Source organism: Lentzea sp. CA-135723, assembly GCF_050936595.1.
In the GTDB taxonomy this organism is placed as follows: domain Bacteria; phylum Actinomycetota; class Actinomycetes; order Mycobacteriales; family Pseudonocardiaceae; genus Lentzea.
The window spans coordinates 1,088,310-1,113,796 of the sequence record NZ_JBNJMK010000001.1; the positions used below are offsets into that span (position 1 = coordinate 1,088,310).

The following is a 25,487-nucleotide window of genomic DNA, read 5'->3' on the forward strand; positions in this document are numbered from 1 at the left end:
CCTCCATGGGGGCTACCTCGGTGCACCGCACCATCGACGCGGTCTGGCGGATGGAGTCGGCGAAGGTCATCGCCGCGCTCGCCCGGTACACCCGCGACGTCGGCCTGGCCGAGGAGATGGCCCAGGACGCGCTGGTCCAGGCGCTGGAGCAGTGGCCGGTCGAGGGCGTGCCGCGCAACCCCGGCGCCTGGCTCACCACCGCCGCCAAGCGCCGCGCGATCGACCAGATCCGCCGCCGCGAGAACCTCACCCGCAAGGTGGAGGAGATCGGCCGCGACGTGCAGGAGGCCACCCCGGACGCCAGCGAGGGCATCGACGACGAGATCGGCGACGACCTGCTGAGCCTCATCTTCACCGCCTGCCACCCGGTGCTGGGCACCGAGGCGCGGGTGGCGCTGACGCTGAAGATGCTGGGCGGGCTCAAGACCGAGGAGATCGCCCGCGCGTTCCTGGTCAGCGACTCCACCGTCGCCCAGCGCATCGTGCGCGCCAAGAAGACCCTCGCCGACGCCGGCGTCCCGTTCGAGGTCCCGGAGGGCCCCGAGCTCGCCACCCGTCTCGCCAGCGTCCTCGAGGTGCTCTACCTGATCTTCAACGAGGGCTACTCCGCCACCCAGGGCGACGACTGGCTGCGCCCCGAGCTCTGCGCCGAGGCGTTGCGGCTGGGCCGCGTGCTGGCCGAGCTCGCGCCCAAGGAGGCCGAGGTCCACGGCCTGGTCGCGCTGATGGAGATCCAGGCGTCGCGCACCAGGGCCCGCACCGGTCCTGGCGGCGAGCCCGTGCTGCTGCTGGAACAGGACCGCGGCAAGTGGGACTGGCTGCTCATCGGCCGCGGGTTGAAGGCGCTGGAACGCGCCGAATCCCTCAACCAGCCGCCCGGCCCGTACTACGTGCAGGCCGCCCTGGCCGCGTGCCACGGCCGCGCGCGCCGGGCCGAGGACACCGACTGGCAGCGCATCGCCGCCCTCTACCAGGTGCTCGCGGGCATCGCGCCGTCCCCGATCGTCGAGCTCAACCGGGCCGTCGCGCTGTCGATGGCGTTCGGCCCGGCCGCCGGGCTCGCGCTGGTGGACGAGATCGCGGGCGAGAAGGCGTTGCAGGGCTACCACCTGCTGCCCAGCGTGCGCGGCGACTTCCTGGTCAAGCTCGGCCGCACCGACGAGGCACGCGCCGAGTTCGAGAAGGCCGCCTCGCTCACCCGCAACGAACGTGAACGCACGCTGCTGCTGGAACGCGCCGCGAGCTGCTGACGGGACCCGTCCCGACCCCGCCGCCCTACCGTTGCGGCACAGGCCGGGGGTGGGGAGGGACGGAGCGGTGAGCAGGGCCCTGCTCACCGCTCTGCCTCGTTCTAGGTGAGCGCGAGCTTCAGCCCGAGCGCCGCGAACGACGCCGCGAAGAACCGCCGCAGCCACACCACCACCCGCGGCCGCGCCAGCACGCGGTCCCGCATCGACGCCGCGAACACCCCGTACACGGCGAACACCACGAACGTCAGCGCCATGAACACCGCGCTCAGCGTCACCATCGGCCCGAACCCGGTCGCGAACTGCGGCAGGAACGCCACGAAGAAGATCGTCAGCTTCGGGTTGAGCAGGTTGACCAGCACCGCCGACACCACGACCCGCCGTGCGGACGCCGGTGCGGAAGCGGTGTCCACGACCAGTTCGCTGCGGTCGCGCCACGTCGCCCACGCCAGGTAGACCAGGTACGCGACGCCCAGGTACTTCACGATCTCGAACGCCGTCGCGCTCGCGTGCAGCAACGCGGCCAGCCCGGTCACGGTTGCCAGCACGTGCGGCACGATCCCGAGCGTGCAGCCGAACGCGGCGATCACGCTCGCCTTGCGTCCGTGCGCCAGACCGGCCGACAACGTGTACAGCACCCCGGTGCCGGGCGTGGCGACCGCGACCAACGTCGTGATCAGGAATGCGAGGCTCATGCCGGCAACCCTGCCGCGCAACCGGTCCAGTTCACAGGTCCACAAAACGCCCGCGAACTTGGACCACTTCCGATGTCGAGAACACGGCGTGAGTACCGTCCCTGGAGCATGAGCATCAAGAGCATGCACCACGTCGGAATGACCGTCACCGACCTCGCGGCCGCCGTCGCGTTCTTCGAGGAGCTCGGCATGGAGCTCGAGGGCAAGGCGCACATGGAGGGCGAGTTCGTCGACGGCGTCATCGGCCTCGACGGGTCGGTCAGCGAGATCGCGATGCTGAAGACCCCGGACGGCACCTACCGCATCGAGTTCAGCCAGTTCGCCAAGCCCGACGCCATCGACGGCAGCTCGCGGGCCCCGATCAACGCCCTCGGCCTGCGGCACGTCGCGTTCACCGTCGACGACCTCGACGACACCCTCGCCCGCCTCAAGCCGCACGGCGGCGAGGTCGTCCGCAACGTCGAGAACTACCAGGGCATGCTGAAGACCTGTTACGTCCGTGGCCCCGAGGGCATGCTCATCGAGCTGTGCGAGTACCTCACGTGAGAGCGCGCGCGTACGCCGTGGGGGAGACACCGACGGTCTGCGTGAAGTCCCGGACGAGGTGGGCCTGGTCGCTGTAGCCCAGGTCAGCGGCCAGATGAGCCCACTCGACGTCCGACTCGGCCCGCTCCAGCGCCTCGTGGATGCGATACCGCAGGATGACCCACTTCGGGCTGACGCCGACGTAGTCCGCGAACAGCCGTTGCAGCGACCGCACCGACATGCCGCACGCACGGGCGAAGTCCGTGACCCGCTGGATCTCCCGGTCGTCGCGAATCCGTTGCACCAGGTCCATCGCCAGCGTCGCCTGCGGGTCGGGCACCGGTCCCATGCCCAGCAGGAACGCGTCCAGCACCGCGACCCGCGCGTCCTCGTCCTCCACGTCGAGCACGAGTCGTGAGTCGACGTCGAGCCGCACGTGCCGGCCCGTCCACTCCGACACCGGCTCGCCGCGGAACGGCCGGAACCCGCCGGGCCGGAACTGCACCCCGGCGACCCGGATCCGCCCCTCCAGCTTCCGGCTGAACAGGCCCAGTCCCACGCCCGCGACCTCAGGGCGGTCGTGTCCCCGCTCGAAGACGAGGTTCACCGACGGGTGCGGCACGACGTGCGAGGTGTACGGCTCGGACAGCTCACCGTCGATCAGCCAGTAGTGCTCCAGGTACGGCCGCAGCTCCGCGCACGGCATCCGCCGGCGGAACCGCACGCGGGCGAACAGCTCGCGCGCGTCCACGATCCCCCGAGTGTCCCGGCGCGGCTGCACAACCCGAGATCCTAGGTTGGCGCGTTTCTTCAAGAGCGCCGGAACACCGAGAAATACCGTGACGGGCATGAAGCTCAGCGTTCTGCTCGACCGTGCTCGCGACCACGCGTTGCCCGTCATCGCGAACATCACCGACGACGACCTGACCAGGCCCACGCCGTGCGCCGACTACGACGTCAAGGCGCTGCTCGACCACCTGCTGCACGTCGTCGTGGAGTTCCAGAAGCTCGCCGCCAAGCAGGACGCCGACTTCAGCCACACCCCCGCCTACCCGGACTGGCGCGCGCGGTACCCGGCCGAGACGGCGAAGCTCGTCGACGCGTGGGGCGAACCCGGCGCCACGGACGGCATCGCCGGCAACATGGGCATGCCCGCGCAGACCGTCGGCGGCCTGGTGCTGCTCGACCTCACCATCCACGCCTCCGACCTCGCCCAGGCCACCGGCCAGCGGTTCGAGCCGGACGGCGAGGTGTTCACCGAGGTCCACGCCCTGGTCACGCAGATGGGCCCGATGGCCACCGAGATGAACGTCTTCAAGCCCGCTGTCGCCGCACCGGCCGACGCGTCGCCGTTCGAGCAACTATTGGCCGCGACGGGCCGCGACCCCAGGTGGAATGCTTGACCGCATGCTGACGATCGGGTTGCTGGGCGGGATGAGCTGGGAGAGCACCGCGGAGTACTACCGGCTGGCGAACGTGCTCGTACGAGAGCGCCTCGGTGGCCTGCACTCGGCGAAGCTCGTCCTGCACTCCGTCGACTTCGCCGAGATCGAACGCATGCAGGTCGAGGGCCGCTGGGACGACGCGGGCAAGGCGCTCGCCGACGCCGCCGCGAGCGTCGAGGCAGGCGGCGCGGACTTCCTGCTGATCTGCACCAACACCATGCACAAGGTGTACGACCAGGTCCAGGCCGCCGTCGACATCCCGGTGATCCACCTCGGCGACACCACGGCGACGGCGATCAGGGCCGCGGGCATCACCACGGTCGGTCTGCTCGGCACGGGCTTCACCATGGACCAGCCGTTCTACCGCGAACGCCTGGAGTCGCACGGCCTGAAGGTGCTGGTGCCATCGGAAGAGGACCGGGTGACCGTGCACCGGATCATCTACGACGAGCTGTGCGTCGGTGTGGTCCGCGACGAGTCACGGCGCGCCTACCAGGACGTGATCGCGAAGTTCGAGGGCGCGGAGGGCGTCATCCTCGGCTGCACCGAGATCGAGCTGCTGATCTCGCAGGCGGACGTGCCGCTGCCGGTGTTCCCGACGACCCGCCTGCACGTCGAGTCCGCGGTGGATCGGGCAATCCAGACGAAAACTGGGAACAACTGATCCACTCCGCGTTGCAACGCGGGCCACGCAGCGAAGTGTCTTAGTCACTGAGGGCTATTCCTTCTTCAGTGAACTAGGGGAGTTCGCGTTGAAACGATCACACATCGCCCTGGGGCTGACGGCTGTCGTGGTTGCCGCCACGGCAGCCGTTCCCGCCTCGGCGGCGCCGCAGGAACAGCAGGTGCGCGCGGCAGGCGACCTGACCACCACCGTCACGCTGGTGACCGGTGACCAGGTCGTCGTGAACAAGGGCCACGTCGAGGCCAGAGGCGCCAAAGGCAGGGAGAACGTCGGGTTCCGCACCTTCACGGACCCGCGTGGCGACCTGCACGTCATCCCGCTCGACGCCCAGGCGAGGCTCAACGCGGGCGAGCTCGACGAGCGGCTCTTCGACGTCTCGCTGCTCGCCAGATCCGGCTACGACGACGCCTCCAGCAAGACGCTTCCGCTGATCGTGCAGGGGCAGGGGATCAGCGCGGCGAACGCGGAGGCGTTGCCGAGCATCGACGGCCGCGCGATCACCGTGGCCAAGGACGGCTCGTTCTGGTCCGCAGCCAGGACGTCCGGCACCGGCCGGATCTGGCTCGACGGCGAGGTGACCGCGTCCCTGGACCGCAGCGCCGCGCAGATCGGCGCGCCCCAGGCGTGGGAGACGGGCTTCACCGGCAAGGACGTCACCGTCGCGATCCTCGACACCGGCGTCGACGAGACCCACCCGGACCTCGCGGGCGCGGTCGTGGAGTCGAAGAACTTCTCCGACAGCGACACCACCGACGACCGCGTCGGCCACGGCACGCACGTCGCGTCCACGGTCACCGGCGCCGGCAAGTACCAGGGCATCGCACCCGACGCCAAGCTGATCAACGGCAAGGTGCTCGGCGACTACGGCGGCGGCCGCGAGAGCGACATCATCGCCGGCATGGAGTGGGCCGCGGCGAAGGCCAAGGTCGTCAACATGAGCCTCGGCAGCTCGTGGCCCGAGGAGGGCACCGACCCGATGTCGCTCGCCCTCAACCGGCTCACCGAGCAGACCGGCGCGCTGTTCGTCGTCGCCGCGGGCAACTCCGGTGGCCCGATGGGCTCGCCCGCGTCCGCCGACGCGGCCCTCACCGTCGGCGCCGTGGACCGCGACGACAAGCTCGCGCCGTTCTCCTCGCGCGGCCCGCGCTGGGTGAACAACGCCGTGAAGCCCGACATCACCGCGCCGGGCGTCGACATCGTGGCCGCGAAGGCCAAGAACGGCCAGATCGGCACGCCGGTGGGGGACGGCCACGTCGCGCTGTCCGGCACGTCGATGGCCACCCCGCACGTGGCCGGCGCAGCGGCGATCCTCGCCTCGAAGAACCCGGCGTGGAAGGCAGAGGACATCAAGGCCGCGCTGATGAACAGCGCCAGGCCCAACCCGTCGCTCACGATCTACGAGCAGGGCGCCGGACGGCTCGACGTGGCCCGTGCCGTGACCGCCGCGGTCACCACGAACCACGGCAGCTTCTCGCTGGGCACCGCGTTGTGGCCGCACGACGACGACCAGCCCATCACGCAGAAGCTGACCTACCGCAACCCCGGCGCCACCGCCGTGACGCTCGACCTGAGCGTCGCCGAGGCCAAGCCCGCCGGAGGCCTGATCACGGTCTCGCCGGCGAAGCTCACCATCCCCGCGGGCGGCACCGCGGACGCCGTCGTCACCGCCGACACCCGCGCGTCCGTGCCCGACGGCATCTACGGCGCCGTGGTGCTCGCTTCCGACGGCACCCGCGTGCCCGTCGGTGTGGTGAAGGAGGTCGAGAGCTACAACGTCACGCTGAAGTTCGTCGACGGCAACGCACAGCCGACCGCGGACTACAACTACCGGTTCGTCAGCCTCGCCGAACCGATGGCGTACTTCCGCTTCGACCCGTCCGGCACGCTCGTGCAGCGCCTGCCCAAGGGCCAGTACTTCTTCGACTCGTCGGTCTACACCCCCAACGCCGACCCGACGAAGCGCGGCGTCTCCACCATCGCGATCGAACCCGCCTTCAGCGTCACCGGCGACACGACGCTCACCGTCGACGGCCGCGAGGGCAAGAAACCCTCGATCGGCGTCGAGCAGGAGGCCGCGCCCGCCCAGGCCGAGCTGGCGTTCCTCCTCGAGGCGCCGTGGGGCGGCACCGGCGCCACCTGGATCCTGAACAACTTCGACGGCATCGCCGTCCGGCCGTCCGCGACGAGCTACCCGGAGTTCCGCTTCCACGCGCAGAGCGTCATGGCCAAGCCGGACGGCAAGGCTGGTTTCGCGGGCAGCCCGTACCAGTACTACGTCCGCATCGCCGAGAAGACCCGCGTCCCTGCCGACGTCCAGCGCACCGTGAAGGACCGCGACCTGGCCCGCGTCGACTCGGTCGTGCACTCCCGCGTGGCGGGGTCCGGCGGCCAGCGCGACTACGGCGCCTCGGGCCCGCTCCCGTTGCGCCTCAAGGAGCTCTACACGCCGAACGTCCCGTGGACGGGGTCGTTGAACGAGCAGGCGACGCCCGGCGGGCCCGAGCTGATCGGCTACCAGTTCGGCGTGGTGCCGCGCGTGTTCAAGACGGGCAGGACCGTCACCGAGCACTGGAACAGCGCCGTGTACGGCCCCGGTGTGCCGTTCGACGGGGCGAACGTCCGGTTCGCGGGCCGGGTGGGCAACCAGCTGCGCTTCAGCCTGCCGCTCCACAGCGCGCAGAACTCGTCCGGCTCGACCGGCGAACGCAACGGGCGCACGGTCGTGAAGGTCGACGGCGAGGTGGTCTCCGACGTCCCGTACTCGGGCTCGGCGAACGTCCAGAACGCGCCGGCGGCGAAGAAGCGCTACACGGTCGAGACCACCTCGTCCCGCGACGGCCTGTCGTCGCAGGTGGACGCGACCTGGTCGTTCTACTCGGAGAACGTGCCGGACGACGAGTTCAAGCCGATCCCGGTGCTGGCCGTCCGGTTCGCCCCGCAGCTCGACCTGCACAACCGCGCCGGACGCGTCGTCACCGTGCCGATCACGGTGGAGCGCAACGGAACGGGCCCCGTCACGAACATCAAGGACCCGGCGGTGCAGGTGTCCTACGACGAGGGCAAGACGTGGAAGCCGGTGTCGCTGCGCAAGACGCGGGGCGGCTGGCAGGTCACGCTGATCCACCCGCACGACGCCAAGAACGTGTCGTTCAAGGCACGGGCGGCGGACGCGGGCGGTGACGTCCAGCAGACGATCATCCGCGCGTACGACCTGAAGTGAGTGCTGGTGAGGGGGCCGGAACCGGCCCCCTCACCGTCAGGCGGTGATGTGCCGCACGACCGCGGCCAGGCACAGTTCGTGCGGTCGCGCGGTGTCCACGACGAACGCCTCCCCGTGCCACGGGGGAAACCCGGCCAGTCGCCGTTGCACGTCGGCCCAGTCACCGGCGTCGTGCCAGCCGGGGATGCCCCGGTCACGGCCTTCGAGCCGGCCGCGGTGGACCTCCGGATCGGAACACCGGACCTCGACCGCGCGGAACTGCGCCCCGGCCCGCCGCGCCAGGCTGCGCCAGCGATCCCGGACCGCCACCCGCTCGGTGGGGTGGTCGAGGATCACGGACTGCCCGGCGCCGAGCTGCCGCAGGGCGAGCGTGGTCAGCAGCTCTTCCGCCATCTCCATCGCCCCGTCGAAGTGCCTGCCGCCGAACGGGGTCAGCGCGCCGAGCAGCCAGTCGGTGGCGAAGACCGGGATCCCCAGCTCGGCCCCCGCCGCGTCGGCCAGCGTGCTCTTCCCGCTGCCGGGCATCCCGGAGAACACGACCAGCCGGGCGTTCGCGGCGGACGGCAGGTCGTGGCCAGCGAAGTCGTCCGGCAACCTAGGCGTCAGGTCGGCCGGCACCAGCCCGGCCAGCCACGTGGACGTGATCCGATGCGGCCGTGTCACCTCGACGACGCAGGCCACGACGTCGACGGTGCCGTCGTGGCGGCGGATCCGCGCCCGCGCGATGGTCTCGGCGACGTCGAGGCCGACCACGACGACCGGCGCGTACCCGGCCGCGCGACCGCGGGTGACCTCGACGTACCTCTCCGGTGTGACGACGGCGGCGAACTCGGGAGCGAACGCGTCGGCGGCGTCCGCTCCCCAGCCGGGCGTCCCGTCCAGGCCGTCCAGAATCCACTCCAGCCGCGCCAGGGCGGGACCGCTCTCGAGACGTCGCACTCGCGCTACTTCTGGTACGGCGCCAGCGTTTCCGGATCCACGTCCGGCGCCGACATGATCGGGTGCACCTCGATCGGCTGGTTCAGGATCCGCCCGCCCGGCCCGGGGCACGCCGACGCCTTCTGCGCGATCTCCAGCACCCGCTCCCGGCTCGCGACGTCCACGACCCAGTACCCGGCGATCACTTCCTTGGACTCCGCGAACGGTCCGTCCACGACCTGCGGGCCGCTGTCGCTGCCCCGCACCACGAACGCCCGCGCCGGACCGCTCAGCCCTTCGGACTGCAGCAGCTCACCGGACGCGCGCAGCTCGGCGTCCAGGTCGCGCATGTAGGCGATCATGCGGTGCATGTCCTCGTCCGCCCACGCGGCGATGCCCTCCCAGTCCTCCTGGCTGCCGCCGTAGCTGACCAGCATGTACTTCACTTCCACTCCCCACCGGTAGCGCGGGCCTTGATCTCCTGCACGGCCCAGCTGTTGCCGTCCGGGTCGTCGAAGAAGATGAACGACCCTCCGTCCGCCTCGTTCATCCGCACGATCTCGCCGACCTCGACGCCGCGCTCGATCAGCTGCGCGCGGGCCTTCTCCAGGTCCGCGACGACGAGTTGCACGCCCTTCAACGTGCCCGGCTCGCCCTTGACGATGCCCTTGCCCATGACGATCGAGCAGCCGGAGCCGGGCGGGGTGAGCTGCATGACGCGCGTGTCCTCGTTGAACGTCGTGTCGTGGTCCACGGCGAACCCGAGCTGCTCGGAGTAGAACCGCTTGGCGCGGTCGAGGTCCGACACCGGCACGACGATGACTTCCAGGGTCCAGTCCATGGCGTTTTTCCCTTCAGCGACCTTTTGCCAAGCCGTCGAACCAGCTCAGAGGCTTTTCGACAGGGGGTCCCGACCCACATACCCGAGCAGCCGGTCCTGCAGCGGCGCGGCGGCGGGCACCGGCACCTCCGGCCCGTAGACCTCGACGCCGGGGCCGAACGCACCGGGCGTGCGGAACCGGTGCATCAGCTCGGCAGGGACCGCGGTGGCCGTGGCCCACAGCCGTTCGACGTCGGCCGCGGGGATGGTCTCGTCCTGGCCGGTGGCGCGGGCGAGGTCCCAGCCGTGCAGCACGAGGTCGTCGCTCACGACCTGGTCGACGTGCTCCTCCAGCGTCATCGACCCGCCGGGCGTGCTGACCTCCTCCGACGCGCGTGAGACCAGCGCGTCCTCGACCACGCGCCGTGCCTCGCGGAAGTCCGTGAGCGGGTCTTCGGTGCGGGCGATCGCGTGGCCGACCATCACGCCGTGCATGTCGATGACGTGGTCCACCACCTCCAACGCCGTCCACCGCGCGCACGGCGACGGGTTGTCCCACTGATCCGGCAGCACCGCGGCGACCTTCGCCTCGAAGGCGTCCGCCCTGGCCCGGTACCTGCCCGAAACCGACTGCTCACCGATCATGGCCTCACTCCTCGACCGCGCCGCCGATCCGGCGCAGGTGCTCGCGGAACGTGACCCCGCTCGCGAGGTACTCGCCGAACCGCAGCTGGCTGCGCAGGGACTCACCCTGCCGCACCCGGTTCGCCTGCGCTCGTTCGACGTCCCGGATCCCGCGTGCCTTCTCGAGCAACGCCTCGGCGTCGCCCGCCGGCACGAACAGCACCCCGTCGTCGTCGCCGAACACGACGTCGTCGGAGGTGACCGTCCACTGGTCCACCTCGGCCGTCGACAACGCTTCGGGCGCTCGGTCGCGCAACGACAGCGGCCCGGTCGGGTTCGCGCCGAGGCTGAACACCGGCAGCCCGATCGCGCGGATGTCCTGGGTGTCGCGGTGCAGCCCCCAGATCACCACGCCCGCGAGCCCGGCGGCCTGCGCCTCCAGCACGATCAGGTCGCCCACGCAGGCCTCGTCGCGGCGGCCCTCGTTGTCCACGACCAGCACGTCGCCCGGCTGCGAGCGTTCGATCGCCTCCAGGAAGATGTCGACGCTGCCGGCGTGCCGGGCGGGCAGCACCCGGCCGCACGCCTTCCAGCCCGCCACGACGGGGGAGACGACGGCCGTGCGGACCGGCACGCCGGAGCGGATGCAGGCGTCGGCGAGGTGCGCGGTGGTCAGATCCAGTTCGGCAAGATCCATGCGGACATTCTCACGCAGCGACCTTCTCCTCGGCGTGCTCGGTCTTCAACACGTTGGCCGACAACGCCGCGATGACGCAGAAACCGACCGGCAGCAGGAACGCGTAGTTGAGCGGCATGACGTGCGTGAGCCAGCCGATCACCGCGGGTCCGGCGAGGATGCCCAGGTAGCCGAGTCCCGCGACGCGCGAGACGTTGGCCGCCGCCGCGCCCGGTTCGTGGTGTCCCGCGGCGCTGAACAGCTGCGGCACCGTGCCCGACAGGCCGATGCCGGCGATGGCCCAGCCGACGAGGGCGAGCCAGATCCACGGTGACAGCGCGGCGGTCGCGATGCCGACGGCGCCGATCGCGGAACCCCAGCGCAGCACCGGCACCGAGCCGACCTTGGCGGTGACCCGGTCCGCGAGCAGGCGGCCGACGGTCATCGTGGTGGCGAACGCGCCGTACGCGAACGCGGCGAGCTGCGGCGACGCGCCGAGGATGTCCTGCAGGTGCAGCACGCTCCAGTCGTTGGCCGCGCCCTCGCTCAGCATCACCAGCGCCGCGAGCACGGCCATGATCCAGATCTTGCGCGGCACCTTGCGCTTCGCGGTCTGCGCCTCGGCGTGCTGCTCCTCCTTCTCGTTGAGCAGCAAGCGGCCCGTGGCGAGGCTGACGACGATGCCCAGCACACCGGCCGCGGAGAGCGTGACGGCGGGGGAGAGCTCCCAGCCCAACGTCTGTGCGCCGGTCAATGCCGCCGCGACACCGCCGAGCGACCACGTGGCGTGGAACGCCGACATCACCGGACGCTTGTAGTGCCGTTCGACGACCACGGCGTGGGCGTTCATGGTGACGTCCATCAGGCCGTTGCCGACGCCGAAGAGGAGAAGCGCCGCACCGAGCGTCCACTGGTTCACGGCGAAACCGGGCAGTGCGGCCGTGATGCTGCACAACACACCCGACACCGGCACGATGAACTTCACACCCAGCCGGTCGGTGATCCTGCCGCCGATCCGCATGCCGACGAACGCGCCCAGCCCGAGCAACAGCAGCAGCCGGCCGAGCTCGGCGTGCGTGATGCCCGTGCGGTCCTCGACCGTGGGGATGTGCACGAGCCACAAGCCGAGCAGGAACCCGTTGAGCCCGAAGTACGTGAAGGTGGCCACCCGCGCGGCCTTGAGAGCGCTCACACATCGCACGCTAACGAACATGCCGCGCGTTTGAAAGGTTGTGTTTCGAACACCACTGATGTTCAATCGCGGTCGTGTCCCGACTGAAGCAGATCACCGAGGCGGTCCGCGACGCCGGCTCGCTCGGGGTGGCGGACCTGGCGGCGCTCACCGGCGCCTCCGAGATGACCATCCGCCGTGACCTGGAGGTTCTCGCCTCGCAGGGTGTGCTCGAACGCTACCGCGGCGGCGCCCGCAGCCTGCTGCTGCGCGGCGAGGAGCCCCCGTTCGCGCTGCGCTCGGAGGAGAACACGGACGCCAAGCACCGCATCGCCCAGGCCGTCGTCGCGCTCATCGCGGACGGCGAGTCCGTCGTCCTCGACAGCGGGACGACCTGCCTCGAGGTGGCCCGCCTGCTGCACGACCGGCGCGTGACCGTCATGCCGTTGTCGCTGCACTCGGTCACCGCGCTCGCGTCGTCGTCCACCGTCACGTTGCTGGTCCCCGGCGGCCGTCCGAGACCGGGCGAGCTCGCCCTCACCGGACCGCTGACGCTCGCCTCGCTGCAGGCCCTGCGCTTCGACACCGCCGTGATCGGCTGCTGCGGCCTGTCCGCCGAGCACGGCCTGACCGCCTTCGACCTGGAAGACGCCTCCGTGAAACGCACCGCCATCGCCTCGGCCCGGCGCGTGATCGCCGCCGTCGACGCCTCCAAGCTCACCCGCACCGCGCTCGCCCACGTCGCACCGGCGTCCGCGCTGCACGCCGTGGTCACCGACGCGGACGGCGACGACGGCCTGACCGCCGCGGGCGTCACGGTGGTGACGGCATGATCGTGCTGTTCGACATGTTCGGCGTCATCGCGCGCGACCAGTCACCCGAGGTCATGGCGACGATGTCCGCCGAGCAGGACTTCTGGGACGCCTACTGGGCACACCGCCCCGCCTACGACCGTGGCGACGTCACGGCCGATGAGTACTGGGCGCGCGTGGGCCACCCACCGCTCGTGGAGCAGGACGTCGCCAGCTGGAGCCGTGTCGACTACGAGATGGTCGCGCTGCTGCACGAACTGCACAACGCAGGCCAGCGCATCGCGTTGCTGTCCAACATCCCCGAGGACCACGCACGCAACTTCGAACGCACCCACGCGTGGCTGGAGCTGTTCGAGGTGTGCGCGTTCTCGTGCCGCATCGGCCACGCCAAGCCGGACCGCGCCGCGTTCGAGTGGTGCCGCGACCGCCTGCAGGACGACGACATCCTGTTCGTCGACGATCGCGTGGAGAACGTCCAAGCCGCCGAGCTCGTCGGCATGCGCGGGCACCACTTCACCGGCATCGACGGCCTGCGCGCCCTACTCGGCGCCGACAAGGCCTAGCAACGCGAGCCGGTCGGCCGTCGCCGTGCCGGGCACGGGGGAGAACAGCGCGAGCAGCTGGAAGCGGTCCTCGTCGAGCAACGCCGTGCAGTCGAACTCCAGCAACCCGGCCGACGGGTGCAGGATCCGCTTGCGCCGGTTGCGCATCACCTCGACCTCGTGCAGCCGCCACAACGCCGCGAACTCCGGACTCTCCCGCGTCAACCGGTCGACCAGCGCCTGCGCGTCCACCCCGCGTCCCGCCGCCGCCCGCAGGTCCGCGACCAGCGCCTGCGACTCGGCCGCGTGGTCGGCGACCGGGTACCCGGCCCGTGCCGCCGGATCGGTGAACCACCGGTGCACCACCGACTCCCGGCCGACCAGGTCGCCGAACACCGCGCGCGCCAGGTCGTTCTGCACCAGCGTCACGCCGAGATCGGTCATCACCTGCGCCGGCACGTCGTGCAGCCGGTCCAACGCCCCCAGCAACGCCGGCGCCACGTGGTCGTCGGCTCGGCGGCGGTCCGGCGCCGGGTGCCCGGCCAGCCGGAACAGGTGGTCGCGCTCGTCCAGCGACAGCCGCAACGCCCTGGTGATCGCCTTCAACACCCCCGGCGACGGCTGCGGCGCCCGGTCCTGCTCCATCCGCGTGTAGTAGTCCGTGGAGATGTCGGCCAGCCGCGCGACCTCCTCGCGCCGCAACCCCGGCGTCCGGCGCCGCCCGTTCCCGGTCAGTCCGACGTCCTTCGGAGCGAGCGCCTCCCTGCGCACCCGCAGGAAGTCCGCCAGCTGCTTCGTGTCCACGCCACCGAGTCTGCGCCTGCGGGCACGCCCCAGCCAGAGATCGCGAATCCCTGGGTGGACCGACTCTGCCTACCCCTCGCGACCAGCGCGACGCTGGGTTTCATGAAGACCTGGTTCCTCACCGGAGCGTCCCGCGGCCTCGGCGCCGCCTGGGCCCGCGCCATCCTCGCCCGCGGCGACCGGCTCGCCGCCGTCGCCCGCGACACCACCGCCCTCAAGCCGCTCGCCGACGAGCACGGCGAGCGCTTCCTGCCGATCGAGCTCGACGTCAGCGACTCCGCAGCCGTGCACGAGGCGGTGAGGCTCGCCGAGAAGACGTTCGGCGGCATCGACGTACTGGTCAACAACGCGGGCCACATGCTCGTCGGCGCCGTCGAGGAGGTCACCGAACAGCAGGCCCGCACCCAGATGGACGTCAACTACTTCGGCGCGCTCGCGGCGATCAAGGCCGTCCTGCCCGGCATGCGCGCACGCCGTTCGGGCCACGTCCTGAACGTCTCCTCACTCGGCGGCCTGGTCGCCTACCCCGCGCTCGGCGTCTACCACGCCACCAAGTGGGCGCTGGAGGCGTTGAGCGAGTCGCTCGCCGCCGAGGTCGCCGCGCACGGCGTCCACGTCACCCTGATCGAGCCGATCGTGTTCACCACCGGCCTCACCGCGACGTCACCGCAGGTCAGCCCCGACCCGGCCTACGCACACGCCCGCGAGGCCCTGTACGCGGGCGCCACCGGGTTCACCGCCGCCGACCCCGCATCCACACCCGAGGCGTTGTTCACCCTGGTCGACGCACCCGAGCCGCCGATCCGCGCGTTGTTCGGGACCGGCGGCCTGCAGGCCCTGCGCACCGAGTACGCGGGCCGCCTCGCGAGCCTGGAAACGTGGGACCACGTCGCCAGGCTCGCCCAAGGTCACACCAGCGACGACCAGTAGAACCAGAACGCCTGCAGCACTCCGGCCGCGATCACCAGGTACCACAGGATCAGCACGACGCTGTGGAACTGGAACTGCGGCCGGATGTTGCGCAGCGTCGTGTACCAGAAGATCGGGATCGTCACCGCCCACACGACCATGCAGTACGGGCACAGCGCCTTGATCTCGTACAGCGACTGCACGATCAGCCAGTGCACGAACAGCACCCCGAACGTGGCCCCGACCTGCAGCCCGATCCACACCCACGACGGCAGCTCCACGCCGGCGAGCAGCAGCACGCCCAGCGTCGTCACCACCGCGAAGCCCACCACGCCGATCAGCGGGTTCGGGAACCCGAACACCTCGGCCTGCGCGGTCTTCATGATCGAACCGCAGCTCAGCACCGGGTTGACGCTGCACGTCGGCACGTAGAACGGGTCCTTGAGCAGCGCGATCTTCTCGACCGTCAGCACGAAGGACGCGACCAGGCCGACGAAGCCGCCGACCGCGAGCACCCACGCGACGATCCGGTTCACGAAAGCTCCTTCTCGATCGCCTTCTTCAGCGCGTCGTACGACGGCGCTCCGGTGAACTTGGTGCCGTTGATGAAGAACGTGGGCGTGCCGGTCACGCCGGCCTTGCTGCCCTCGTCCCGCGAAGCCAGCACGCGCGTGCGCAACGCCGAGTCGTCCAGCGCCTTCTCGAACGCGGCCTGGTCGAGCCCGAGCTGCTCCGCGAACAGCCTGAACGTCGCCCGCTGCGACGTCTGCTGCCCGCCCCACTGCTGCTGCGCCTCGAACATCACCTTGATCATCTCGTCCCGCTTGCCCTGCGCCCCGGCCGCCTCGACCGCGACGGCGGCGAGCTCGGCGTTGCGGTGCATGGGGATCGGGAAGTGCCGCACGTCGAACGTCACGCGGTCGCCGTACTCGCTCTTGAGCTTCTCCACGCCGGGATAGGCGGCGCGGCACGACGGGCACTCCATGTCGAGGTACTCGACGACGGTCGCCTTCCCGTCCGCCGACTGCGGCGCCGCGGTGGTGTCGGTGCGGCTGAACAGGAAGAACCCGGCGACCACGACCGCCACCACGGCCACGATGACCAACGACAGACGAGCGTTCTTGGACATGACAAAACCTCCACGAGGTACGCGAAAGGGACCGAGGAACCGCGGAACGGGTTCGGTCTAGGCGCGCAGCACGCAGAGCTGGGCCAGCCGCACTTCCAGGCGGCGGGACGGGGGAGAGAGCACCGAGGGCAGCCGCAGCGCGAGCGTCCGGAACGAGCCGGACCTGCGCAGCACCGCGAACCCGATCAGCACGGCGAGCGCCACCACCAGGCACGCCCCCGCGACGAGGATGCCGTCGAGCACCGACGACCCGGCGTCCACGTCGTCGACCACGAACGCGATCGAGCTGGTCGCCGACGTCGGGCACTGCGCGGTCCAGGCGAACTCCGACTCGCACGGAGTGCCCTGCATCATCGCGACCCCGGCCACCAGCGCGAGCACGGCGAAAACCCGCGCGACGTACGCGCGGGTTCGCGAGCTGCGGGTGCCAGGCACGTGATCCAGAGTAGCGACCTGCGGCCTACGCTGGCGCGGGTAGGCACATTGCAACGCGTCGGCGTCATCGGGGTGGGCGAGATCGGCAAGGCCGTCGTCGAGGGCCTGCGGCACGACGGCGACCCGACCCCGGAGATCCACCTCTCACCCCGCGGCGCGTCCGCTGACCTGGCCGAACGCTACGAGGCCGTCCACCTGTGCACCGACAACCAGCAGGTCGTGGACCGCTCCGACCTCGTGCTGATCGCCGTGCGCGGCCCCGACCGGCATTCGCTGGCCGGGTTGCACATCCCCGGCGACAAGATCGTCGTCAACGTCATGGCGGGCATCTCCAACGACGACCTGCGGTCCATCCTGGACACCGTCGCCCCACTGGTCCGCGCCATCCCGTTGCCCGCCGTGCGCGAACGCATGTCCGTCACCGTCGTGCACCCGTCCGACCCGGTCGTGAACGCGATGTTCGACGTCCTCGGGGGAGCGCTGCCGGTCGCCGACGAGGCCGCGTTCGACGTCTTCTCGGCGCTGACCGGCACCCTGACCAGCCACTACGCGTTCCTCGTCACGCTGGCCGAGTGGGCGTCGAGCCACGGCATCGCCCCGGATGACGCCGACCGCTACGTCCGCGGCCTCTTCGAGAACGTGGGCCGCTCGCTCGGCGACGAGACCCGGACGTTGCCAGGACTCGCCGCCGACCACGAAACCCCGAACGGCAGCAACGAACGCATCCGCACCACCTGGTTCGTCCCCGCCTCCGCCGGTCTGCGGGAGTCGCTCGACGCCCTGCTGACCGACCTGCGCCGCCCCTAACGCCAGAACGCGAGCTTGTGCTCGGCCGCGAAATCGACCGGCCCGATCGCGCCCGGCGCCAACGACTGCACGTACTTCCCGTCGAACTTCGGCCAGCCGGGGTCCCCGGTGCGGGCGAAGTCCGTCCACGCCTTGATCATGTGGTCGGACAGCCCGCGGTCCTTCGCGAAGTCCGCGTCGGGGAACAGGAAGTCGATGTCCGCCGAGTGCCTCGCGTCCTGGTCCGCGAACTCGAACGCGTAGACGGGCGCCTTCTTCGCGTAGAGCGTGTTCTGCCGGAACGTCGCCCGCGCCCACACGCGATCGGTCAGCAACGCCGCCCACGCCTGCTTCGGCGACGCGTACGCACCGACCGGGTACTCACGTTCGACCTCCGCCGCACGATCCGGGAACGCCTCCCGCACCAGCCGCGAGTAGTCCTCGGCCGACATGGGCTCCGGGCGGAACAGCTCCACGAAGCTGGTGTGCTCGTCGCGCGTCGACCCGGCCAGGATCGGCACGTCCGCGAACTCACCGGCCTCCAGCGACTCACCCGGCAGCTTCGGCAGCAGCTCACCGCCGTACCCGACCGGCTGGAAGATGTTCATGATCTGCGGGTAGTCCAGCAGCTTCTCCGCCGGCAACCGCCGCAGGCACTCCACATCGGCACACCCGAGTTCCGCGCCGATCATCTTCCCGATCTCCTGGATCTCCGGCACCGCCCGCCACGCGAGCGACGGCAACGCCTCCAGATCCGGGAACCAGGCCCCCTTGGGCACGTCCACGAGCGTGAACGAACTGTGCATGATCGCCTTGTGGAACAGGGGCTGCTGCCCGATCAGGTGCGCGCCCACGGCCGTGGCCCCGAACGACACCCCGAACAACGTCACGTTCCCCGGATCCCCACCGAACGCGGCGATGTTGCGTTGCACCCACTCCAAGGCCGCCCGCTGATCGAGCAACCCGAACTCCCCGGAGTGCTCCAGTCCCGGCAACCCGAACCCGCCGAACACGCCCATCCGGTAGTTGAACGTCACCACGACGACATCCCCTTGCCGCGCAAGGCGTTCGGCGTCGAAGTAGTGCCCGGCCCCGATCGCCCCGTCCCCGTGCACCCACACCAGCACGGGCTTGCGCCCACTGGTGGACGCCGTCGTGACGTTGGCGAACAGGCAGTCTTCTTCGGTCGACTTCGTCTCGGAGTAGCTCGACCCCACCTGCGGACACGGACTACCGGGCTTCGTGGCCTCCCGCACCCCGCTCCAGCTCTCGGCCTTGACCGGCGGCTTCCACCGCTCGGGCTTGGCCGCGTACGGCACCCCCTGGAACCGCAGATGCCCGTCCCGCTGCTCACCCCGGACCTGCCCGGTGTCCAGCTCCACCACGTCCGACGGCATCGCTTCCCCCGTCCCGCACGCGCCGACCAGCATCAACGCGGCTAACAACATCGTCCCCCGACGCATACCTACCCTCCCGTCATCAGCTCGACGGCCGCGATCAACTCCCTCTCGCAGACGTCGAGATCGAGTACCCCGGACCGCAACACCACGCCGTTGCGCATGGCCAGCACGAACACCGCCATCACCTCCGGGTCGAACACGCGGAACTCACCGGTCTCCTGCCCCCTGCGCAAGAAGCCGGCGAGCTCCACGTGATCGGAATCGGCGATGCCCCCGTCCGTCACCGCCGAATGAGCCCGAATCCGCAGGAACGCCACCATGTCGTCCCGGTGCTCCCGCAGAAACGCGATGTTGGCGCTCAAGAACGCCCGCAACTCCTCCCGAGCGGACCCCTGTCCCATCCGAGCCGCCACGAACCCTTGGAACCGCTCCAAGATGTCCGCGAACACCACGTCCACAAGCTCCTGCTTGTTCTTGAAGTGGTACGAGATCAACCCGGTACTGCTCAGCCCGGCCCGAGCGGCGATCGCCTTGAACGACGTCTCCGCGTAGTCCAACTCCGCCACGGTCGCGATCGCCGCCTTCACGATCTGCGCCCGCCGAGCCTGCTCGGTCACCGACTTTGCTCGCACAAGCAAAACTTAGCACGCCTGAGCAAAAAGTGCCGGGGACTTTGGAAACGATCCAAAACGCATGCTTTCAGGTTGACCTGCGGCGAATGGGTGGAGCCAAACGGAATGGCGGCCCTACCGTTCCGGCATGCCATTGCGGAGATCAACGGTGCGCGGCCGTGAGTTCGGGGACGCCATCCGCGCGTTGCTGCGGGCGGCCGGTCTGACCAACCGCGAAGCCGCCGTGTTGCTGGGCTGGCAGGAGGCCAAGGTCTCCGAGCTGATCAACGGCAAGGAAGGCGTCACCGACGTCGAACTGGCCCAGCTGCTGGGGTTGTTGCGGACGCCGCCCGCCGAGTTCGCGCACCTGATGGCGTTGCACCGGGAGACGCACCAGCGTGACTGGCTGCAGCCCGCCAAGTCCGGCGTCACGGATCGGGCCCGCACCCTGCGCGAGCACGAGAAGATCGCGTCCAGTGTGACCGGCTGGTCCATGAACGTCGTGCACGGACTGCTTCAGGTGCCCGACTACACCCGCCACCTCGCCATCGCCAAGCCGGTGCCCGCCGACGAGATCAACCCGCTGGTCGCGAACCGGGGCGCCCGGCAGAAGGCCGTCCTCGACGGCTATCGGGCCGTCACGATCTTCATGCACGAGCAGGCGTTGCGGCTGCCGGTCGGAAGCCCGGAGATCATGGCGGAGCAGTTGCACCACCTGTTGCGCGTGTCGGTGAGGCCGTACCTGACGGTTCGCATGATCCCGACGGAGTTCGGGCCGCACGCGGGGCTCGCCGGTGACTTCGATCTGCTGAACTTCAAGAAGATCCCGCCGATCGTCTACGTGGAGAGCGAGGGCGCTAACGTCTTCCTCGAAGATCAGCCTTCCGTCGCGCTCTACGACACCGTGGTCACATCACTCTCTCGGACGGCGTTGGACGAGTCGCAATCGAGGAAGCTGATCACCGACATCATCGGTGAGGGGTTGCGGTATGACCAGGTGGCGGAAGAGCAGCTACAGCGCGAGTGACGGCAACTGCGTCGAGGTCGGCCGCGGCGTCGGCGTGCGCGACAGCAAGTCCCCGTCCGTGGAACTGCCGCTCAGCGACGGCCAGTGGGCGTCACTGCTTCGCCTGGTCAAGGCGGTCTGACAATTTCTTGTCGCTTGTCATTCGTACCCGTTCGGTGATTTGCCGCCCGTGAGCGGCGTCACAGGTGCATGCTAAGGTCCGACGACCTCAGAGCCGAGGACTGATGATCATGACGAGTGCGACTGCGGGCTCCCGCCACAACTGGGAGTCGGACCTGGAGCGCTACCGGACCAGGGCGGTCCAGGTGCTCGACACGCACCTGCCCGCCACCACCGGTTGCACCGAGTGCGGAGACCCCTGGCCGTGCGCCAGAGCGTGCACCGCGGAGTTGGTCCTGGAGCTCTGACACCTACGAGTTCACCCGGCCGAGGAACGCGCTGATCCCGGCCGTCATGCGTTCGACCTGGTCGTCGAGCGACAACGACTCCTTGAACCGCGAGCCAGGCCCGGCGCTCTTCTTGCCGCGCAGGTAGAGCGAGCACGCCAGGTCGGCGCACACGTAGACGCCGACCGTGTTGCCGAGCTGGCCCGACTTGCCGGCCTTGCGCGCGGACATGAGCGACACGCCGTCGCCGGAATGCGTGGTCAGGCACCACGTGCACATCGTCTTGCGCGCGCGTCCGGCCTGCGCGGCCCGCCGCAGCGCGATGCCGACGAGCGACCCGTCCAGCTCCATGACGAGGTACGAGCGGTCAGGCGCGGCCGGGTCGGTCCAGCCGAGGAAGTCGAGCGAGTCCCACGGGCGTTCGCCCAAATCCTTGGGTACGTGCATGCGCTTCGCCTCGCCCTTGGTGGAATTGACGAAGGACGCGCGGATGTCGTGTTCGGTCAGCGGCTTCATGACCAGGAACGCTAGGCTTACCTAGAGGTCCTAGGCAAATCATTAAGCCCCCTAGGAAGGGTGACGGATGGCACGTGCGGGGCTCTCGGCCGACCGCCTCACGGAGGCAGCGGCGGTCCTGGCGGACGAGGTCGGCTTCGAAAACGTGACGGTCTCGGCCCTCGCGCGCCACTTCGGCGTGAAGGACGCCTCCCTCTACTCGCACATCCGCAACGCCCAGGACCTGCGCGTACGCCTGGCCGTCCTGGCCCTGTCGGAACTGGCCGAGCGCGTGGCGGAGGCGATCGCGGGCCGTTCGGGCAAGGAAGCCCTGGTCGCGTTCGCCGGCGCCTACCGCACCTACGCGCACGAACACCCGGGCCGGTACACCGCGACCCAGATGGCCCTGGACCCGGACACGGTCGCGACCGGTCCGTCCGAACGCCACGCCGACCTGACGCGCGCCGTCCTGCGCGGCTACCGGCTGTGGGAGCCGGACGAGACCGACGCCGTCCGCTTCCTGCACAGCACGCTGCACGGGTACGTGTCGCTGGAACGGGCGGGCGCGTTCCACAGCCATCCGCGCGGCGTAGAGGCGTCGTGGCTGCGCGCGCTCGACGCGCTGGACTCGTTGCTGAGCGCCTGGCCTGCGGGTTAGGCACTCAGCGACGATCGACAGAGTCAGGCCCGCTCCGGAACTAGCCGACCGGTCGCTTGAAGAAGTTGACCAGGTTGCCGTCGGGGTCGCGGACCAGCAACGACCGGTTGCCCCACGGCATCGTCGTGGGCTCCTGGACGACCTCGACGCCCGCCAGGTTCCGGTGCACGCCGTCCACGTCGTCGACGAGGAACTCGATGATGACGCTGCGGTTGGCCTCCGGCTCGGCGCTGCCCTCGGCGAACAGCGCGACAGTGCGGGTGCTGCCGATCGCGAGGGTCGCGGCGGGCAGCTTGACCTCGGCGAAGTCGTCGGTGGCCCACTCGGCGCAGGTGCCGGTGGCGCGTTCGTAGAAGGCGGCGAGGCGGGCGACGTCGGAGGTGATGATGCGGATCGATGCGAAGTTCATGACCCGCACGCTAGGAGCAATACCGGACGGTATCCGCCCGGTATTTCAGGCAGAATTCTCGGTGTGACCCGGCCGATAGCGCGTGTGCTCCTGCTCTTGGAGCTGCTCCAATCCGGCGGCGTCCGGACGGTCGCCGAGCTCGCCTCGCGGCTGGAGGTGGATGAGCGGACCGTTCGCCGGTACGTCGGTCACCTGCTCGACCTGGACGTTCCGGTCGAGTCGGTGCGGGGGCGGCACGGCGGGTATCGGCTGGTTGCCGGGTATCGGATGCCGCCGTTGATGTTGAGCGACGACGAGGCGTTGGCGGTGCTGGTGGCGCTGGCGCCCGTGTCGGGGACGGCGAGCGAGACCGCGGCCGCGAAGATCCGCCGGGTGTTGCCCGCGCGGCTCGGCGGACGGCTCGACGGCCTGCTGGACGCGCTGGCGTTCACCTCGCCAGGCACGGCCAGCGTGCCCGAGGCGGCGGTGTTGCTGGCGCTCGCCGACGCGGTGACGCACCACCGGCCTGTGTCGATCCGCTACCCCTCCGGCGAACGGGCGCTGCACCCGCACGGGCTCGTAGCGCACGCCGGGAAGTGGTACGTGACGGGCATCGATCCCGCGCTGGGCGAGGAGCGGACGTTCCGGCTCGACCGGATCGCCTCCGTGCGGACGTTGCCGGGTTCGTTCGAGCCGCCCGAGGAGTTCGACGCGGCCGAACGGCTGCTGGCCGGGTTCGCCACCGCGCCGCACCGGCACGAGGTGACGTTGCGGATCCAGGGAACCGTCGAGCAGATCCGTGCCCGGCTGCCGGCGAGCGTCGCGGTGGTGGAGCCGCGCGACGACGGGTGGGCGCACGTGGAGCTGCGGGTGGAACGGCTCGACTGGCTGCCGGGTGTGCTCGCGTCGCTCGACCTGCCGTTCGTGATCGAGAGGCCTCAAGAGCTGCGGGATCTCGTGGTGGCGAGTGCGCGGCGGCTGGTGGAGCGGGCGAGCTCCCAGTGATCACAGGCGGGGGCGGGTCAGGAGCCTGGACAGGACGATCGCGCTCTCGGTGCGGTCGATGAGGGGCGCCGAGCGGACCCGCTGGATGGCCTGCTCGAGGTGCGGGATGTCGCGGGCGAGCATGTAGAGCATCGCGTCGGCGGCGCCGGAGACCGTGCACGCCTCGATGACCTCGGGGATGTCGTTCAACGCCTTGGTGAGCTCGGCCGGGGTGGGGTTGCCCTTGCAGTAGACCTCGACGAACGCCTCGGTGCGCCACGCCATGGCCTGCGGGTCGACGACGGCGCTGAAGCCGCGGATGGCGCCGGTCGCGACCAGGCGGTCGAGGCGTCGCTTGGCGGCGGACGGTGACAGGCCCGCCTCCTTGCCGATCTCGGCGTAGGTGGCGCGGGCGTCGCGGAGCACGCAGCGGATGATCGCCTCGTCGATGCTGTCCATGCGCAAAGATCTGCCACACCGGGCTGTTCTTTGCAAAGTTTTCGCTGTTGAACGGCGTCTATGGCGATTGTTGGCGTGGCCGGGCGTACCTAGTGTCCGGCTGGTGACCATCAACGATGTCGAGGCGGCCGCGCTGGCGGCGGTGGACGAGGCGGCGATCGGGCCGCTGCTGCTGGACCTGCTGCGGGTGCCGAGCGTGACGGGCAGTGCGGCGGAGTCCGACCTGCAGCACGTGCTGGCCGGGCACCTGGAACGACTGGACCTGGACGTCGACCTGTGGTTGATGGACCTCGACGCGCTGCGGGCGCACCCGGACTTCCCCGGTGGCGAGGCACCGCGCACCGAGGCGTGGGGGCTGGTCGGCACGCGGGGCGCTGGCGACGGGCCGACGCTGATCCTGCAGGGACACGTGGACGTCGTGCCGCCCGGCGACCTCGCGCAGTGGCGGGGTGATCCGTTCCGGCCCCGCGTCGAGGGCGACGCCGTGCACGGGCGCGGGGCGTGCGACATGAAGGCGGGCGTGGTGGCGATCCTCGTCGCGCTGGCGGCGATCCGCACGGTTCCGTTGCGCGGCAAGGTGTCCGCGCACTTCGTGGTGAGCGAGGAGGACGGCGGGCTCGGCGCGTTCGGGACGTTGCAGCGCGGGCACACCGGCGACGCCTGCGTCATCACCGAGCCGACCAGTGGCGCGCTCATGGTCGCCAACGCCGGCGCGCTCACGTTCCGCGTCGAGGTGCCCGGCCGTGCCACGCACGGCAGCACCCGGTACGCCGGCGTCAGCGCCATCGACGCCTACCTGCCGATCCACGCCGCGCTCGCCCGGCTCGAAACCCGTCGCAACGTCGGCGCGGACCCGCTGCTGTCGGACTACCCCGTGCCGTACCCGTTGTCGGTCGGCACGGTCCAGGCAGGTGACTGGGCGAGCAGCGTGCCCGACCTGCTCGTCGCCGAGGGACGGCTCGGGGTGGCGCTGGGGGAGGACCCGGCCCAGGCCCGCGCCGACCTGGAGGCGTGCGTGGCCGAGGTGTGCGCCGGGGATCCGTGGCTACGTGAGCACCCAGCGGTCGTGACCTGGCCCGGTGGCCAGTTCGCGAGCGGACGACTGCCGGCCGGGCACCCGCTGGCTGGTCTGGTGGGCGATGCGCACGCTGACATGACACGGACTTCACATCCGGCCGAGCGTGGGGCGCCCTATGGCAGCGATCTGCGGCTGTACGCGAGGGAGGGCATTCCGACGCTCCAGTACGGACCCGGGGAGGTGCGGTTCGCCCACGGTCCTCAGGAGCACGTTTTTCTGAGCGAGGTCGTCACCGTCGCCCGTGCCCTGGTCCTCACCGCTTTACGTTGCGTCGGCACTCGCTGACCGCCGTTTCTGGGCGCCGATAATGTTCACTTATCGGCGCCCAGCATTTTCGTGCCCGATTAGGTAGCGTTGCGTTTGGTAGCGTTATTCCACACGTAACTCTGCTACGCTATTCGAGTGGAGACGAGCTGCAACTTCCCCGGCTGTGAGCGCCCCGTTTTTCGAGGTGGCGGGCCTGGCCGGCCTTCGGAGTACTGCGACCTGCCGGAGCACACGCGGTGGCGGGCGTGGAGGGAACGGCAGCGACTGGCTGAGACCCCCGACCAAAACCTG

At 70.2% G+C, this 25,487-nt stretch carries 32 protein-coding genes; 15 read left to right on the plus strand and 17 right to left on the minus strand.

Annotation, left to right across the window (positions count from 1 at the left end):
* Positions 1-5: 5 nt before the first annotated feature.
* Positions 6-1,250, plus strand: a complete 1,245-nt coding sequence (locus tag ACQEU1_RS04570) for an RNA polymerase sigma factor (protein WP_433196532.1) — start codon at positions 6-8, stop codon at positions 1,248-1,250.
* Between the two features lie 101 nt (positions 1,251-1,351).
* On the opposite strand, the gene ACQEU1_RS04575 is transcribed toward ACQEU1_RS04570, so the two are convergent.
* On the minus strand, positions 1,352-1,942 hold the full coding sequence (locus ACQEU1_RS04575) for a LysE family translocator (RefSeq protein ID WP_433196534.1): 591 nt from the start codon (positions 1,940-1,942) through the stop codon (positions 1,352-1,354).
* Positions 1,943-2,050: 108 nt separating this feature from the next.
* On the opposite strand from ACQEU1_RS04575, the gene ACQEU1_RS04580 reads away from it, so the two are divergent.
* Positions 2,051-2,488: a VOC family protein gene (locus ACQEU1_RS04580; RefSeq protein ID WP_433196536.1), complete on the plus strand. Its 438-nt coding sequence runs from the start codon at positions 2,051-2,053 to the stop codon at positions 2,486-2,488.
* On the opposite strand, the gene ACQEU1_RS04585 is transcribed toward ACQEU1_RS04580, so the two are convergent.
* Positions 2,481-3,248 carry a DUF6597 domain-containing transcriptional factor gene (locus ACQEU1_RS04585; RefSeq protein ID WP_433196538.1) on the minus strand — a complete coding sequence of 256 codons (768 nt, stop codon included), beginning with the start codon at positions 3,246-3,248 and terminating at the stop codon, positions 2,481-2,483. The genes ACQEU1_RS04580 and ACQEU1_RS04585 overlap by 8 nt on opposite strands.
* Before the next feature lie 67 nt (positions 3,249-3,315).
* On the opposite strand from ACQEU1_RS04585, the gene ACQEU1_RS04590 reads away from it, so the two are divergent.
* The 3 genes from ACQEU1_RS04590 (at position 3,316) to ACQEU1_RS04600 (ending at position 7,817) form a co-directional block, all read left to right on the plus strand.
* Positions 3,316-3,870, plus strand: a complete 555-nt coding sequence (locus ACQEU1_RS04590) for a TIGR03086 family metal-binding protein (RefSeq protein ID WP_433196540.1) — start codon at positions 3,316-3,318, stop codon at positions 3,868-3,870.
* A gap of 4 nt (positions 3,871-3,874) precedes the next feature.
* The gene (locus ACQEU1_RS04595; protein ID WP_433196542.1) at positions 3,875-4,576 is read left to right on the plus strand and encodes an aspartate/glutamate racemase family protein; all 702 of its coding nucleotides are present in this window, start codon (positions 3,875-3,877) and stop codon (positions 4,574-4,576) included.
* Between the two features lie 88 nt (positions 4,577-4,664).
* Positions 4,665-7,817, plus strand: coding sequence for a S8 family peptidase (locus ACQEU1_RS04600; protein ID WP_433196544.1), 3,153 nt, complete (start codon positions 4,665-4,667; stop codon positions 7,815-7,817).
* Between the two features lie 36 nt (positions 7,818-7,853).
* Here the strand turns inward: ACQEU1_RS04600 and ACQEU1_RS04605 are convergent, their stop codons facing one another.
* From ACQEU1_RS04605 to ACQEU1_RS04630, 6 genes are read right to left on the minus strand one after another with little or no spacing between them, the layout of a single operon-like run.
* A complete protein-coding gene (locus ACQEU1_RS04605) occupies positions 7,854-8,756 on the minus strand; it encodes an AAA family ATPase (RefSeq protein WP_433196546.1) in 903 nt (300 codons plus the stop codon).
* A gap of 5 nt (positions 8,757-8,761) precedes the next feature.
* Positions 8,762-9,172 (minus strand): YciI family protein, encoded by a 411-nt coding sequence (locus ACQEU1_RS04610; protein WP_433211319.1) that lies wholly within the window; start codon positions 9,170-9,172, stop codon positions 8,762-8,764.
* A 5-nt stretch (positions 9,173-9,177) separates the two neighbouring features.
* Positions 9,178-9,576, minus strand: coding sequence for a VOC family protein (locus ACQEU1_RS04615; protein WP_433196548.1), 399 nt, complete (start codon positions 9,574-9,576; stop codon positions 9,178-9,180).
* A 45-nt stretch (positions 9,577-9,621) separates the two neighbouring features.
* Positions 9,622-10,200, minus strand: coding sequence for a TIGR03086 family metal-binding protein (locus ACQEU1_RS04620; RefSeq protein WP_433196550.1), 579 nt, complete (start codon positions 10,198-10,200; stop codon positions 9,622-9,624).
* Between the two features lie 4 nt (positions 10,201-10,204).
* Entirely contained in the window at positions 10,205-10,876 is a 672-nt protein-coding gene (locus tag ACQEU1_RS04625; RefSeq protein ID WP_433196552.1) for an RraA family protein, read from the minus strand.
* 10 nt (positions 10,877-10,886) lie between these two features.
* Positions 10,887-12,047 carry an MFS transporter gene (locus tag ACQEU1_RS04630; RefSeq protein ID WP_433196554.1) on the minus strand — a complete coding sequence of 387 codons (1,161 nt, stop codon included), beginning with the start codon at positions 12,045-12,047 and terminating at the stop codon, positions 10,887-10,889.
* Positions 12,048-12,121: 74 nt separating this feature from the next.
* Between ACQEU1_RS04630 and ACQEU1_RS04635 the strand changes: the two genes are divergently transcribed.
* Together ACQEU1_RS04635 and ACQEU1_RS04640 are read left to right on the plus strand one after the other, a co-directional pair.
* A complete protein-coding gene (locus tag ACQEU1_RS04635; RefSeq protein ID WP_433196556.1) occupies positions 12,122-12,859 on the plus strand; it encodes a DeoR/GlpR family DNA-binding transcription regulator in 738 nt (245 codons plus the stop codon).
* Positions 12,856-13,401 carry an HAD-IA family hydrolase gene (locus tag ACQEU1_RS04640; protein ID WP_433196558.1) on the plus strand — a complete coding sequence of 182 codons (546 nt, stop codon included), beginning with the start codon at positions 12,856-12,858 and terminating at the stop codon, positions 13,399-13,401. The genes ACQEU1_RS04635 and ACQEU1_RS04640 overlap by 4 nt, the downstream gene beginning before the upstream one ends.
* On the opposite strand, the gene ACQEU1_RS04645 is transcribed toward ACQEU1_RS04640, so the two are convergent.
* Entirely contained in the window at positions 13,378-14,184 is an 807-nt protein-coding gene (locus ACQEU1_RS04645) for a helix-turn-helix transcriptional regulator (protein ID WP_433196560.1), read from the minus strand. The two genes, ACQEU1_RS04640 and ACQEU1_RS04645, sit on opposite strands and share 24 nt — an antisense overlap.
* A gap of 102 nt (positions 14,185-14,286) precedes the next feature.
* On the opposite strand from ACQEU1_RS04645, the gene ACQEU1_RS04650 reads away from it, so the two are divergent.
* Positions 14,287-15,114, plus strand: coding sequence for an SDR family NAD(P)-dependent oxidoreductase (locus tag ACQEU1_RS04650; protein ID WP_433196562.1), 828 nt, complete (start codon positions 14,287-14,289; stop codon positions 15,112-15,114).
* On the opposite strand, the gene ACQEU1_RS04655 is transcribed toward ACQEU1_RS04650, so the two are convergent.
* From ACQEU1_RS04655 to ACQEU1_RS04665, 3 genes are read right to left on the minus strand one after another with little or no spacing between them, the layout of a single operon-like run.
* Positions 15,093-15,629 (minus strand): vitamin K epoxide reductase family protein, encoded by a 537-nt coding sequence (locus tag ACQEU1_RS04655; protein WP_433196564.1) that lies wholly within the window; start codon positions 15,627-15,629, stop codon positions 15,093-15,095. The genes ACQEU1_RS04650 and ACQEU1_RS04655 overlap by 22 nt on opposite strands.
* Positions 15,626-16,222 carry a DsbA family protein gene (locus tag ACQEU1_RS04660; protein ID WP_433196566.1) on the minus strand — a complete coding sequence of 199 codons (597 nt, stop codon included), beginning with the start codon at positions 16,220-16,222 and terminating at the stop codon, positions 15,626-15,628. The genes ACQEU1_RS04655 and ACQEU1_RS04660 overlap by 4 nt, the downstream gene beginning before the upstream one ends.
* Positions 16,223-16,279: 57 nt before the next feature.
* Positions 16,280-16,657 carry a hypothetical protein gene (locus tag ACQEU1_RS04665; protein WP_433196568.1) on the minus strand — a complete coding sequence of 126 codons (378 nt, stop codon included), beginning with the start codon at positions 16,655-16,657 and terminating at the stop codon, positions 16,280-16,282.
* Here ACQEU1_RS04665 and ACQEU1_RS04670 point away from each other — a divergent pair, their 5' ends adjacent.
* A complete protein-coding gene (locus tag ACQEU1_RS04670; protein WP_433196570.1) occupies positions 16,658-17,464 on the plus strand; it encodes an NAD(P)-binding domain-containing protein in 807 nt (268 codons plus the stop codon).
* Here the strand turns inward: ACQEU1_RS04670 and ACQEU1_RS04675 are convergent.
* Positions 17,461-18,906, minus strand: coding sequence for a carboxylesterase/lipase family protein (locus ACQEU1_RS04675; RefSeq protein WP_433196572.1), 1,446 nt, complete (start codon positions 18,904-18,906; stop codon positions 17,461-17,463). The two genes, ACQEU1_RS04670 and ACQEU1_RS04675, sit on opposite strands and share 4 nt — an antisense overlap.
* Before the next feature lie 2 nt (positions 18,907-18,908).
* Positions 18,909-19,475: a TetR/AcrR family transcriptional regulator gene (locus ACQEU1_RS04680; protein ID WP_433196574.1), complete on the minus strand. Its 567-nt coding sequence runs from the start codon at positions 19,473-19,475 to the stop codon at positions 18,909-18,911.
* A gap of 127 nt (positions 19,476-19,602) precedes the next feature.
* Here ACQEU1_RS04680 and ACQEU1_RS04685 point away from each other — a divergent pair, with 127 nt between their 5' ends.
* The 3 genes from ACQEU1_RS04685 (at position 19,603) to ACQEU1_RS04695 (ending at position 20,888) form a co-directional block, all read left to right on the plus strand.
* Positions 19,603-20,481, plus strand: a complete 879-nt coding sequence (locus tag ACQEU1_RS04685) for a helix-turn-helix domain-containing protein (protein ID WP_433196576.1) — start codon at positions 19,603-19,605, stop codon at positions 20,479-20,481.
* Positions 20,444-20,602 (plus strand): DUF397 domain-containing protein, encoded by a 159-nt coding sequence (locus ACQEU1_RS04690; RefSeq protein WP_433196578.1) that lies wholly within the window; start codon positions 20,444-20,446, stop codon positions 20,600-20,602. The genes ACQEU1_RS04685 and ACQEU1_RS04690 overlap by 38 nt, the downstream gene beginning before the upstream one ends.
* A 109-nt stretch (positions 20,603-20,711) precedes the next feature.
* Positions 20,712-20,888 (plus strand): hypothetical protein, encoded by a 177-nt coding sequence (locus tag ACQEU1_RS04695; RefSeq protein ID WP_285639828.1) that lies wholly within the window; start codon positions 20,712-20,714, stop codon positions 20,886-20,888.
* 3 nt (positions 20,889-20,891) lie between these two features.
* Here the strand turns inward: ACQEU1_RS04695 and ACQEU1_RS04700 are convergent, their stop codons facing one another.
* Positions 20,892-21,383, minus strand: coding sequence for an FBP domain-containing protein (locus ACQEU1_RS04700; RefSeq protein WP_433196580.1), 492 nt, complete (start codon positions 21,381-21,383; stop codon positions 20,892-20,894).
* 67 nt (positions 21,384-21,450) lie between these two features.
* On the opposite strand from ACQEU1_RS04700, the gene ACQEU1_RS04705 reads away from it, so the two are divergent.
* Positions 21,451-22,020: a TetR/AcrR family transcriptional regulator gene (locus ACQEU1_RS04705; RefSeq protein WP_433196582.1), complete on the plus strand. Its 570-nt coding sequence runs from the start codon at positions 21,451-21,453 to the stop codon at positions 22,018-22,020.
* A 40-nt stretch (positions 22,021-22,060) separates the two neighbouring features.
* On the opposite strand, the gene ACQEU1_RS04710 is transcribed toward ACQEU1_RS04705, so the two are convergent.
* The gene (locus ACQEU1_RS04710; RefSeq protein ID WP_433196584.1) at positions 22,061-22,429 is read right to left on the minus strand and encodes a VOC family protein; all 369 of its coding nucleotides are present in this window, start codon (positions 22,427-22,429) and stop codon (positions 22,061-22,063) included.
* Between the two features lie 63 nt (positions 22,430-22,492).
* On the opposite strand from ACQEU1_RS04710, the gene ACQEU1_RS04715 reads away from it, so the two are divergent.
* Entirely contained in the window at positions 22,493-23,413 is a 921-nt protein-coding gene (locus ACQEU1_RS04715; RefSeq protein WP_433196586.1) for a helix-turn-helix transcriptional regulator, read from the plus strand.
* Here the strand turns inward: ACQEU1_RS04715 and ACQEU1_RS04720 are convergent, their stop codons facing one another.
* Positions 23,414-23,851 carry an Lrp/AsnC family transcriptional regulator gene (locus ACQEU1_RS04720; protein ID WP_433196588.1) on the minus strand — a complete coding sequence of 146 codons (438 nt, stop codon included), beginning with the start codon at positions 23,849-23,851 and terminating at the stop codon, positions 23,414-23,416.
* Between the two features lie 103 nt (positions 23,852-23,954).
* On the opposite strand from ACQEU1_RS04720, the gene ACQEU1_RS04725 reads away from it, so the two are divergent.
* Positions 23,955-25,214, plus strand: coding sequence for an ArgE/DapE family deacylase (locus ACQEU1_RS04725; protein ID WP_433196590.1), 1,260 nt, complete (start codon positions 23,955-23,957; stop codon positions 25,212-25,214).
* The last annotated feature ends 273 nt before the right edge of the window (positions 25,215-25,487 follow it).